General features: G+C 36.9%; 11 protein-coding genes. 7 read left to right on the top strand and 4 right to left on the bottom strand.

From position 1 onward, the window contains the following. The first annotated feature begins 19 nt into the window (after nucleotides 1-19). Nucleotides 20-631: a YIP1 family protein gene (locus AC0VXV_RS14525; RefSeq protein ID WP_475528931.1), complete on the top strand. Its 612-nt coding sequence runs from the start codon at nucleotides 20-22 to the stop codon at nucleotides 629-631. A gap of 256 nt (nucleotides 632-887) precedes the next feature. On the opposite strand, the gene AC0VXV_RS14520 is transcribed toward AC0VXV_RS14525, so the two are convergent. Together AC0VXV_RS14520 and rpsD are read right to left on the bottom strand one after the other, a co-directional pair. Continuing rightward, nucleotides 888-1,052 carry a YjcZ family sporulation protein gene (locus AC0VXV_RS14520; RefSeq protein ID WP_079528483.1) on the bottom strand — a complete coding sequence of 55 codons (165 nt, stop codon included), beginning with the start codon at nucleotides 1,050-1,052 and terminating at the stop codon, nucleotides 888-890. Nucleotides 1,053-1,222: 170 nt separating this feature from the next. Next, nucleotides 1,223-1,825, bottom strand: a complete 603-nt coding sequence (gene rpsD, locus AC0VXV_RS14515) for a 30S ribosomal protein S4 (RefSeq protein WP_008407801.1) — start codon at nucleotides 1,823-1,825, stop codon at nucleotides 1,223-1,225. 482 nt (nucleotides 1,826-2,307) lie between these two features. Here rpsD and AC0VXV_RS14510 point away from each other — a divergent pair, with 482 nt between their 5' ends. Next, nucleotides 2,308-4,170: a sensor domain-containing diguanylate cyclase gene (locus tag AC0VXV_RS14510; RefSeq protein WP_475528930.1), complete on the top strand. Its 1,863-nt coding sequence runs from the start codon at nucleotides 2,308-2,310 to the stop codon at nucleotides 4,168-4,170. A 41-nt stretch (nucleotides 4,171-4,211) separates the two neighbouring features. Here the strand turns inward: AC0VXV_RS14510 and AC0VXV_RS14505 are convergent, their stop codons facing one another. Both AC0VXV_RS14505 and hisJ read right to left on the bottom strand, forming a co-directional pair. Then, on the bottom strand, nucleotides 4,212-4,691 hold the full coding sequence (locus tag AC0VXV_RS14505) for a GAF domain-containing protein (protein ID WP_475528929.1): 480 nt from the start codon (nucleotides 4,689-4,691) through the stop codon (nucleotides 4,212-4,214). A 12-nt stretch (nucleotides 4,692-4,703) separates the two neighbouring features. Then, nucleotides 4,704-5,507 carry a histidinol-phosphatase HisJ gene (gene hisJ / locus AC0VXV_RS14500; RefSeq protein ID WP_475528928.1) on the bottom strand — a complete coding sequence of 268 codons (804 nt, stop codon included), beginning with the start codon at nucleotides 5,505-5,507 and terminating at the stop codon, nucleotides 4,704-4,706. A gap of 141 nt (nucleotides 5,508-5,648) precedes the next feature. On the opposite strand from hisJ, the gene ezrA reads away from it, so the two are divergent. The 5 genes from ezrA (at nucleotide 5,649) to mbcS (ending at nucleotide 11,944) form a co-directional block, all read left to right on the top strand. Continuing rightward, nucleotides 5,649-7,352 carry a septation ring formation regulator EzrA gene (gene ezrA / locus AC0VXV_RS14495; RefSeq protein WP_475528927.1) on the top strand — a complete coding sequence of 568 codons (1,704 nt, stop codon included), beginning with the start codon at nucleotides 5,649-5,651 and terminating at the stop codon, nucleotides 7,350-7,352. Nucleotides 7,353-7,538: 186 nt separating this feature from the next. Continuing rightward, the gene (locus AC0VXV_RS14490) at nucleotides 7,539-8,687 is read left to right on the top strand and encodes a cysteine desulfurase family protein (protein ID WP_475528926.1); all 1,149 of its coding nucleotides are present in this window, start codon (nucleotides 7,539-7,541) and stop codon (nucleotides 8,685-8,687) included. Further along, nucleotides 8,684-9,895 carry a tRNA uracil 4-sulfurtransferase ThiI gene (gene thiI, locus AC0VXV_RS14485; protein ID WP_475528924.1) on the top strand — a complete coding sequence of 404 codons (1,212 nt, stop codon included), beginning with the start codon at nucleotides 8,684-8,686 and terminating at the stop codon, nucleotides 9,893-9,895. Before AC0VXV_RS14490 ends, thiI begins: the two co-directional genes overlap by 4 nt. A 109-nt stretch (nucleotides 9,896-10,004) precedes the next feature. Then, complete coding sequence (locus tag AC0VXV_RS14480) at nucleotides 10,005-10,211, top strand: alpha/beta-type small acid-soluble spore protein (RefSeq protein ID WP_008407794.1); 207 nt, start codon at nucleotides 10,005-10,007, stop codon at nucleotides 10,209-10,211. 170 nt (nucleotides 10,212-10,381) lie between these two features. After that, nucleotides 10,382-11,944 carry an acyl-CoA synthetase MbcS gene (mbcS, locus tag AC0VXV_RS14475; RefSeq protein WP_475528922.1) on the top strand — a complete coding sequence of 521 codons (1,563 nt, stop codon included), beginning with the start codon at nucleotides 10,382-10,384 and terminating at the stop codon, nucleotides 11,942-11,944. The last annotated feature ends 165 nt before the right edge of the window (nucleotides 11,945-12,109 follow it).

Below are 12,109 nucleotides of genomic sequence, written 5' to 3'. Positions count from 1 at the left end.
TTTTTAGGGGGATGTTATTTTGAGTGAGCAATTAACAGGTACTGTCGATGATCGACATGCCATATTAAGCATTGCTGTTAAACCCCGAGATACTATTCGTTATGTGTTAACAACTAAAAAGTTATCTTATTTCATTTTCGTTGGTATTATCGGAGTGTTTGCTAGCAATTTAGTCAGCTTTATCGGTAGTGAATTTACAGGGCAATATACAATAGGGGATATCGTTTATTCAACATTTCTATTTAGTTTAATACTGTATTTTCTTTCTACAGTTTTATCGGCAGGCGTATTGACACTATCAGCAAAAGCGTTCGGTGGTATAGGGAAGTTTAAAGAAATGTTCCGTATGATCAGTGTGACAATGATTCCTTATATTTGGATATTGCCGGTTCTACTGTTCTGGATGCAATTCGCACCACAGTCATTTTTCACGATTTCCTATATGGAAACGTCACTAGGTGATTTGATTCTGCAATTTGTTTGTGGAACACTAATTATTATTAGCAGTATTTGGACATATGTCATCACAGTTATTGGGATCTCAGAAGTTCACCGCATTTCTAAGTGGAAAGCATTTTTTGCTTCGTTTATAGTAATTGCTGTACTAGGAGCAAGTTTCTTTGTATTTTAAAATATATTGTTAAAATTGTGACGTATTCTAATTATACGTTTAAATTAAAAGATGCTGTCGCTATATAAGCGTACAGCATCTTTTATATTGTTAGCGGGCTGTATTGTCTGAGTGTTCAGGAAAAAGCTAAGTACACTGTCAATGAATTAAAAATTAAAAGGGTCACTGGGGGAAGTGACCCTAATGGCGTGAAAAGCAGTAATAAGTAGTTGGAATTATTCCTGGCTAGCTAAAAATTTTTTGTGAATCGATGCTATTAGTAAGCAAAAGTAGCGCCGACAATAATTAAAAGAATGAATAGAACAACGATCAGAACGAAAGTTGAGCTATTACCGCCGCTGTTACCACCGCCACCACAGCCGTAACCGCCGTAACCACCGTAGTTTCCTTGATTTTGATATCCTTCATATCCGTAACCCATTTAATTCACCCCCTTTCCTCGTTATCCTATTCAACGAAGAAGAGTTGATCGGGGCGATTGAACAAATTTTTAAAAAAAGTTTTGCCCAAATTAATTTAATTAAAAAAACCACCAAGAACCTGATGAACAGGGCTTGATGGTTTGATCGAATATATCTGAAGCTCGAAAGATTAACGAGAGTAGAACTCTACGATGAATTGTTCGTTGATTTCAGAAGATAATTCAGAGCGCTCTGGTAAACGTACGAAAGTACCTACTTTAGAGTCTGCATCGAATGATAAATATTCTGGTACGAAGCTGTTTACTTCGATTGATTCAGCAACAACTGAAAGGTTAGCTGATTTCTCACGTAAAGAGATCGTTTGACCTGGTTTTACTGAGTAAGATGGGATGTCAACGCGGTTACCATCAACTAAGATGTGACCGTGGTTAACTAATTGACGAGCTGCACGACGAGTGCGAGCTAAACCTAAACGGTAAACTAAGTTGTCAAGGCGAGTTTCAAGTAAGATCATGAAGTTTTCACCGTGTACACCTTGTAATTTACCAGCACGTAGGTAAGTGTTTTTGAATTGACGTTCAGTCATACCATACATATGACGTAATTTTTGCTTTTCAGTTAATTGTAGACCGTACTCTGATTTTTTACCACGAGAGTTCGGGCCGTGTTGACCTGGTGCGTAAGGGCGTTTTGCAATTTCTTTACCTGTGCCGCTTAATGAAATACCAAGACGACGAGATAGTTTCCAAGATGGACCTGTATAACGAGACATAATTGTGTCTCCTCCTTAAAATTGGTTTTTGTTGTAAAAGAAAAAACCAGTTGTACCCGACATTAAACGGTATTCTATTTTCATGTATCTTCGCCCATGCAGCCGAAAGGGTTACACAATACACCATTCTGTTACACAGAAGGAATAAAATACTACATTTAAGTTATACAACTACTGCATTCATTTTACACAAAGGCTATTGTATCTTTTTTTTATCTATCCGTCAACAAAGGTGTGTTACTTTTTGAATATAATATGAGAGAAAGAAAATAAAAATATATTTTCATTTTATGGGTATTTAATCATAAAAGTGGGTAGTAGATAAGAATGGGAAAATGCTCGAATGTTCAAAAAACAATTCAAATTGAGGTGTTTATTAGAAAAATATAACAAAATTGAATAGTCAATAAGACATGAAATGTGTATACTTGAGGTTAAGTAAAAAGAACCGACATCGCAATAGTAAAAGAAAAGGTGATTTAATGGTGGAAAATCAACAAAAGATTGATCAATTTAAATCGGATATCTTAAGCCTTTGTATGAATACGAATTTACAACGAAGTAAATTTTATGATTACTTTTTTCTATTAAAAGAAAACCTAATCAAACACTTTAATATGGAGCATTGTTTTTTATTTCATGTAAGCGAAAATAAATTGAAACCGATCGACAACTTAGAGTTACTGAATGTTGATGTAACATTAGATTTAATACAACCCTATTTTAATGGTAATAAAGTTGTGAAGTTACCCGGGTTTTTTAGAGAACAGCCGTATTTTAAAAATCATACGGACGTTATGCCACTTATAATAAACAAAAAAATAGAAGCTATTATTATATTTAAATATAATCCTGAAAATGCACCTATACAAGCAGTGCTGACAGAAGAAATTGTAGGGGCGATATCCGCTTCCTATTCATTTTTAACTAAAAAATTTGAAGTTTATTCGAATGAGCAAAAGTACCGTAAATTATACGGGATGACAGACCTTTTCCATTCGACGATGGATATAGATGTAATTTTGGAAAATGTCCTTATAACAATAGAAGAAAATTTTCCGGGTCTGGAAGTTGAACTGATATTGTCAAATGACCAAGACCGTCAAACAAGAGTGAAAATAAAGCCTTTCGACTATTTGTCGGAACGCCCTGCAACAATCGAATCTTTCGTATCGGGAGAATTGAAAGAGGATATAGCCGTTGAACAAAAACGTCGATTATTAAATGTGCCTATAAAAGGGAGACAAGCAATCTACGGAATTTTACAGGTGAAAGCACCCGTCAATTACTCCTTTACAAGTCCAGAAAAAGAATTCATCCGGATGCTTGCCCAAGCTTCAGGAAATGCTTTGGAAAACGCGAAACTCTATCATCAATCACATCGTCTCATCACGGATTTACAGTTGATCAATGAAACTTCCCATCGTTTAAATATGAAATTGACGATCAGTGAAATGCTTTTATTTTTACAAAAGCAAATGCTGAAATCTTTTCAGCCTATGGAAATTGGCTTCCTGTTTAAAGAAGATGAAAAGTATATCATGACTGAAGTGTGTACAGAGCTTTTCAATCATCTAGCATGTAACGTATATATTCAGCATGTGGAAAAACATTTCCAGTCGACACAAGACCCTTTGTTTATTGCTGATTTTAGCCGTCTTATTTCAGGAGACATTGAGTATAAGTCGATAATGGCTATTCCAATGATTGTAGAAGAAGATATTATCGGGTTTAGCATTGTATTGCATAAAGAGTCGTATTTTTTCTCCTTTGATAGCTTCAAGTTAATGCAATCGCTTATTCACCATTCGTCATTAGCGATTTCCAATTCGGTATTACGTGAACAACTTCAAGAGATGGTGGATCGAGATCATTTAACAAAGCTTTACGCAAGAAGTTTCTCCGATTCATACGTGGAAAAGGCTATTCAAAAGGACGATTCAGGGATGTTTCTGTTAATTGATATTGATAACTTTAAAAAGGTTAATGACACATACGGGCATCAAGTCGGCGATGATGTTATTGTACAAATTGCTAGACGACTGCAAAATGAAATAGGGAAACGAGGCATTTGCTCACGCTGGGGCGGTGAAGAACTCGCCATCTATATTCCGAATATTTCAGACAGAGAAGCAATTGAAATCTCAGATGCAATTGTACAAATGGTACCAAATGTAACAAATCCTTCTGTTACGGTTTCTGCGGGAATGATTACGTGGCATAAGAGCAGCCGCCCGGATTTTAAAAATATGTTTTTGCAAGCCGACATTGCACTTTACCATGCAAAGCGAAACGGAAAAAATCGTCTATGTGTATATGAAAAACCTATGGAACTACAATATTAAAGGGAGTACCCGGAAACTTTCGGGTACTCTCTTTTTAGCGATTAAATATGTTTTAACAGTACATCCACAAATTTTTCCAAACCATCTTTATCTTCAGAAGTAAAACGTGCTTCAATCGGGCTATCGATATCTAAAACACCTAGAACAACACCATTTTTTATTAAAGGAATAACGATTTCCGATTTTGATGCAGCGTCACAAGCGATATGACCAGGGAAAGCGTGAACATCGTCTACAACCATTGTTTGCTCCTTCGCAACCGTTGTACCGCAAACACCGCGCCCGACAGGAATTCGTACACAAGCCGGCAAGCCTTGGAATGGTCCAAGCACCAATTCGCCTTCATTCATTAAATAAAATCCAACCCAATTAATTTCTTTTAAGAAAGTATTTAATAAAGCTGAAGCGTTACTTAAGTTAGCGATTAAGTTATTTTCCCCTTCCAACAGTGCATCCAGCTGTTTTGATAGCTGATTGTACTGTTCTGATAGTGTCCCATTATAAGTAATATTTCCAAACATAGAAACCTCCGATTAAAAAGTTATTTTTTTCTGTAGTAATTCATAATGCTGATGTAAATCCGCTGCCGTATGGGCATCCGAGCCAAAAATAATTGGAATTTGTAAATCAATTGCCTGTTTCACAAATGGATATGGAGGGTATGGCTCCTTACAATACGGTTTACTTAGACCAGCACTATTAAAATCAAGCTCATAATGATCAGCCTGCATCATCTTCAATAATTCATTGATGTCAGCGGCATCATCGATCTGTTCGTTGTGGGCAAGCTGAAATTTATGAATTAATGTTGGATGTCCTATACGTTTAGGTTTGTATAAGCCTAAATCCGCTATAATCGACTTTTTCACAGTTTCGTAATATAGCTTATACATAGGAAGAATGCCGCCAACCTTATTGGCAAATTGTAAATATACTTCTTGTGAAAAGTCAATACATACATACTCGTCTTGGAAATTCAAAAAGTGTACGGATAATATCGCATCATTGATTAATGGGCCGACTTCATTCAGAAATTGTTTTGTTTCCTGTTCAAAGCCGACAATGTAGTCGACCTCTAAGCCGATATTGATTTTAATTTGCGATTGATACAGTTCTTTTGCGCGCTGCAGTTGTTTAAAATAATCCATCAAATAAGCAGGGTTCATTCCGCTATCCTTGTCAGGTGTTGGATCGACAAAGTTTTCAGGTAAAGGCGCATGCTCCGTAAAGGTGATCTCATTAAATCCGCTTGCTACCGCTTTTTCGACATATTCTTCTATCGAATCTGTAGAACCATGTGGACAAAAAGGGGTATGTATATGACCGTCTCGTTTCAATTGGATGACCTTCCTTCAAAAATATGGTATTTAAAAGTAAAAAAAGCTGGAAATAGTTAAACAAATATAAAAAAACATGTTATTATAAATAATACGTATATAGCTAAAATATTGATTTTATTTGGGATTAGGGGGCTTACAATGATAAAGTATATCATCATTGTTGTCGTCGTACTATTAGCATTATTAATGGCAGGCTTAGTAGTAAGACGCAAGCATAATGCAGAAATAGGACGATTAGATAAGGAAAAATTACAAATACAACATTACCCGATTTTTGAGGAGCTCGCAAAAGTAAAAGCCCTTAATATGAACGGTCAAACAGAAGAGCTGTTTGAAAACTGGCGAAATCGTTGGTTGGATGTTGTCGATAAGCAAATTCCGAAAATCGACGAATTGTTGTTTGATGCGGAAGAATTTGTCGACCGATTTAAATTTAACAAAGCAACACATACAGAACGCGATATCGAACAAGAACTGGCAAAATGTGAGCAAGTACGTGTGCAGATCATTACTGAGCTGGACGAATTAATTGGCAGTGAAGAAAAAAACCGTATTGAAATCGAACAGCTTAAAGAATATTACCGTTCTGCACGCAAGACAATTTTGGCACACCAGCATTCATTTGGTCCCGCTTTGGAAGCATTGGAAAAGAAGCTGGAGCAATTTACGCCGAAATTTGAAGAGTTCGATGAATTAACGAAAGACGGCAACTATTTGCAGGCACGTGAAATTGTCCTACAACTGAACAGTGAAGCGCAGGAAATTTTTAGTTTATTAAATGATGTGCCGACACTGCTGACGGAAATTCAAACTAAAATCCCAACTGCAATTCATGAACTTCGTAATGGACAGCGTGAAATGGAAGAACAAAAGTATTATTTACGCCATTTAGAACTGACTGAATATTTGAATGGACTTGAGAGCGAACTGGAAATGTTAAAAGCAGAAATCGCTGGACTTAACTTGCCGGCTGTTTCACCACGAATTCAAACAATTAATGATGAAATCGACCATTTTTATAATTTGCTAGAAAAAGAAGTTATGGCAAGAAAGTATGTTGAACGAAACTGTTCAGGCATGTACAGCGTGATCAACGATGTTATGCGTCTTACAAAGGACATTAATGATGAAGTCGCTTATGTGCAGCATAGCTACCGTTTACAGGAAAAAGAAGCGGAAATTCCAAAAGTGGGCTTAAAGCATTTGGAAGTATTACAAAGACGCTATGAATTGTTATCGACACGTGTTCAAGAAGAAAAATCCGCATACTCAAGCTTACAGGAAGAGCTAAAAGAAATTACTGATGAGATTGAGCAAATTGCTGAGGAACAGGAAAATTTCTCGAACAAACTAAAGAATCTCCGTATTGATGAAAATAAAGCAAGAGCTGAATTGGAAGCTCTAAAGCGTTTATTGCAAGATACAGAGCGTCTGCTTGGACGTGCCAATATTCCTGGGATTCCGGAAGAGATGGATGCGAGATTAGAAGAAGCGGCAGAACAGATTTTTGTAGTTGTTCAAAGTTTACAGGAAGTACCGTTGAATATTATCCAAGTGAACCAGCATTTACTAAATGCAAAACAATCGATTGAAGAGACACATGAAAAAGCACAGGAAATGATTGAGAATGTATTAATTATTGAGCGTCTTATTCAGTTCGGAAACCGCTACCGTGCAACAAATCGACAAGTACATGAAAATCTACTTGAAGCTGAAGACGCATTCAAGAAATTCCGCTACATAAAAGCACTGGAAGATGCAGCAAAAGCGGTTGAAATCATCGATCCTAATGCAATCAAACGGATTGAGGAGCTCGTTCAAGAGCAGCTGCTTACAAAATAATAAGCATAACGGTTACATGTTGATCGATTTAGCGTTATAATAAATAAGCACATTTATGAGGTTGTGTTAGTAGTCAGTTTGACTATTAACACAACCTCTCTCTTTGGTAAGTGATGATAAAAAGCAGGACACTGTAATGGCAATAAGATTACGGGAAATTAGTTTTAAAAAGAAGGTTGAGTATAGATGATATATTTAGATAATAGTGCAACAACAAAACCGCACAAAGAGGTCTTGGCTACATTTATGTTAGTGAATGAACAATATTATGCCAACCCTGCATCGATTCACCGTGCAGGTGTCGAGTCAAATGCTTTATTAACGAAAGCTCGTGAGCAATTGGCGAATATTCTTCATACAGAAGAAAAGAATATTTTATTTACTTCCGGAGGTACGGAATCGAATAATGCAGCGCTTTTTGGTCTTGCTAAATCTAGCAATTTTAGAGGCAAACATATTATTACGACAGAAATAGAACATCCTTCAATTTTGGAAGCGGTAAAGCGTTTGGAAGAAGAAGGTTATGAAATTGACTACCTAAAAGTAAATAAATATGGGGTTATTTCTTTAGAGGAATTACAGCAAAAACTTCGCAAAGATACAATTATTGTGAGCATTATGCATGTAAACAACGAAATCGGAGCTGTGCAGCCAATTAAGGAAGCAGCTCAAATCATTCATCGTACATGCCAGGCGATGTTCCATGTTGATGCGATTCAAAGTTTCGGAAAGCTGCCGGTCATTTTTGTTGGAGACAATGGCCCTGATGTTATTTCCATTTCAGGTCATAAAATTCAAGGTCTAAAAGGGAGTGGCTTGTTAGCATTCCGTAAAAAACCACAACTGAAGGCATTTATCGTTGGTGGTGGTCAAGAGTTTGGATTAAGAAGTGGTACGGTTGCAGTGCCGCAAGCTGTTTCATTGGCAAAAGCGGTCCGATTAGCTGTTGAGGACATGCCGGAGAATGTTGAAAATTTTAAAAAATGGTCTGCAGATCTCCATCTATTCTTTGAGCAATTTGGTCAGGAAGTATATGTCCTCTCGCCGAAAGACGGTGCACCGCATATTTTATCGTTTAGTGTTAAAGGACTAAAAGGTGAAATACTAATAAACGCGTTACAAAAACGTGATATTATCGTTTCAACATCAAGTGCCTGCTCGTCAAAACAGACGAAAACAAGCCATGTTGTAGAAGCATTAAATATCGATAGCCGCTATAAAAACGGTGTACTCCGTTTAAGCTTAGGCGCAATCAATACAGACGAAGATATTGTTTCATTCAAAAAGCAATTCACAATCGTAATGAAAGAATTAAAAGGAGATATTACGCAATGATTTTTAAAGAGATTTTAGTTCGCTATGGTGAATTATCAACAAAAGGTCGAAACAAAAAAGATTTTATCAGCCGTTTACGTGATAATGTACGTTATTCATTTAACGATATTGCACCACTGAAAATTCGTGCAGAGCGTGACCGTATGTTTATTGAAGTTGAAAATAAAGAAAAATTTGATGTGCTAATGAATCGTTTACCACATGTTTTCGGTATTCAATCAATCAGCCCTGTTGCATCTTGTGAAAAAGATTTAGATGTGATGAAAGCTTTAGCCTTTGAAATTTTAGAAGACTATCGTGATAAAGGCGATTTAACGTTTAAAGTTGAAGTACATCGTACAGATAAAACTTTCCCGTTGAACACGCATGAATTACAACGTGAAATGGGAGCTACAATTTTACCGAATTTCCCAAACTTTAAAGTACAGGTGAAAAATCCGGATTTCGCACTTCGAATTGAAGTACGTGAAGATGCGATCTATATGATGGCTCAAGTAATCCAAGGTGCTGGGGGAATGCCGATTGGTTCAAACGGACGTTCGCTGTTAATGCTTTCAGGCGGTATTGATAGCCCTGTTGCCGGTTACTTAATGATGAAGCGCGGCGTTCGACTGGATGCAATCCATTTCTTCAGTCCTCCGTATACGAGCGATAACGCATTACAAAAAGTCAAAGAACTTGCGAATGAATTAACAAAATTCGGAGCAAATATTCGCCTGCATGTCATTCCATTTACAGAACTGCAAGTAGCAGTAAAAGACGCGGTGCCAGACAATATGTCAATGACATCAACACGTCGTATGATGATGAAAGTAGCCGATAAAGTACGTGAAGATATCGGCGCATTAGGTATTGTAACAGGTGAAAGCTTAGGGCAAGTCGCTTCACAGACATTGGAAAGCTTAACGGCAATTAATGATGTGACAAATACACCAATTTTACGTCCGTTAATTTCTTCAGACAAAAACGATATCATCAAAATTGCAAAAGATATTGGCACATACGAAACATCAATTCAGCCATTTGAGGATTGCTGTACAATATTTACACCATCTAGTCCGAAAACAAAACCGAAATTAGAAAAGGTTCAGCGATTTGAAAGCTTTACTGAATTCGATGATTTAATTGATCGTGCCGTTAAAAACCGCGAAGTATATCAGTTCCCTCAAAAGGAAATAAAAGAAGATAAATTCGCTGATTTACTATAATTTTAGGAACTGATAATGATTTCCTAATCGAGCTATAATTTACCTGTGTTTTTTATGTATTAATCTCTCCTCCCGGCGCATTCTAATGTCACAAGGAGGTGAGAGACAGATGGCAAACAACAACAGCTCAAACAAATTACGTGTACCTGGTGCACAACAAGCTTTAGATCAAATGAAATATGAAATTGCACAAGAATTTGGTGTACAATTAGGTCCAGATGCATCATCTCGTGCAAACGGTTCTGTAGGTGGCGAAATTACGAAACGCCTAGTACAGATGGCTGAGCAGCAATTACGCGGCAACCAAAACCAATAATCCGTTTTACAAAAGGAACGCTACTTTTAAAGTAGCGTTTCTTTTTATTTTGTTAATAAATAATTTTTGTTATGCAATAAAAAATAGCGGAATATTTTGATATTAATGAAAAGGATTATTATACTTAATATGTAAGGCTCATTTTTTTCAAACAAAGGGGAGTTTCAAAAATGAATGAAAATCAATTAGTTGCACCGGAAATTTATAATATTGTAAATGAATTTGAAAAGCATGAAAATAAAGGCTCAAAAACAGCATTAGTATTTCAGGAAGAAAACGGACACCAAGAGCAATATACATACGAAGAGTTACTACAAAGAGCAAATCAGGTCGCAAACGCCTTTTATGCACAAGGATTAAAAAAAGGTGATGTTATTTTAATTATGCTGCCTCGCTGTTTAGAAGCATATGTTTCTTATATTGGAGCATTAAAAGCAGGATTAGTTATTATTCCAAGTTCAGAGCTGCTGCGAGCTAAAGATATTGACTATCGTCTAAACCATTCAGAGGCTAAGGCGATTATCGTGATGGAACAATTCGTAAATGAATTTGAACATGTAGAAAATTTAGCGAATTTAGAATGCTTTATCGTCGGGAATGAAAAAGAAGGATGGACTTCATTAATGGCGCTTGCAGAGCAGCAGTCAAACGAGTTCGATTCTGTTGAGACGACAGCAAATGATTTGGCGTTTTTAGCCTATACGTCAGGTACGACAGGAAATCCAAAAGCCGTAATGCACTCACATGGCTGGGGATATGCACATTTACGTACAACGGCAGCAGAGTGGCTTGGAGTGCGTGATGGCGATACTGTATGGGCAACTGCAGCTCCAGGATGGCAAAAGTGGATCTGGAGTCCGTTTCTTGCTGTATTAGGCAGTGGTGCAACAGGATTTGTGTTCAAAGGAAAGTTTGATCCAACACAGTTTTTACATTTGATCGAGCAGCAACAAATCAATGTACTATGCTGTACACCGACAGAATATCGTATGATGGCGAAATTAGATCAGTTAAATTCATTTAATTTATCTTCATTGCGCAGCGCTGTTTCTGCTGGTGAGCCTTTAAACCGGGAAGTGATCGAAACTTTTGAACGTGAACACCAATTAACTGTCCGTGATGGCTATGGTCAAACAGAAAATACATTGTTAATCGGGACATTATTAAATATGGAATTGCGCCCTGGCTCGATGGGGAAACCGACTCCGGGAAATATCATTGATTTAATCAATGAAGATGGTGACCTTGTACCGGCCGGTGAAGTCGGTGATATTGCAGTACACAAGTCGACTCCTGCATTATTTAAAGGATATTATAAAGATCCTGAGCGTACAGCGATTCAATATCGTGGAGATTGGTATGTAACAGGCGACCGCGCAATAAAGGATGGAGACGGCTACTTCTGGTTTGAAGGCCGAAACGATGACATTATTATTTCATCAGGTTATACAATCGGACCATTTGAAGTAGAAGATGCGTTAACGAAGCATCCTGCTGTACAGGAATGTGCTGTTGTTGCAAGTCCCGACGAAATTCGAGGAAATGTTGTAAAAGCATTTGTCGTTTTAAAAGATGTTACATTAAAAGATAGCCCAACGATTATAGAAGACCTGCAAAATCATGTGAAACAACTTACTGCACCATACAAATATCCACGAATTATCGAGTTTTTAGACGAATTACCTAAAACAATTTCAGGGAAAATCCGTCGTGTTGAATTGCGAGTAAAGTAAGGGAAATAACATTGCTCGACAATTATTTCCCGGGTAATTAAAAAAGGTGGCGAAATATGCCGCCTTTTTTCATTTTATTCTACAAGTTAAACAAGTTGAATTAATAGAAATTATTCTCCACCATTTGAAAAAAGCTAGCTTGGTTGAGTGTTAAAATGGTAATAT

The sequence above is a fragment of the Solibacillus sp. iso_87 genome (assembly GCF_056173085.1).
Note: the sequence above shows the minus strand (reverse complement) of the source record. Positions and strands in the feature narration are given on the sequence as shown.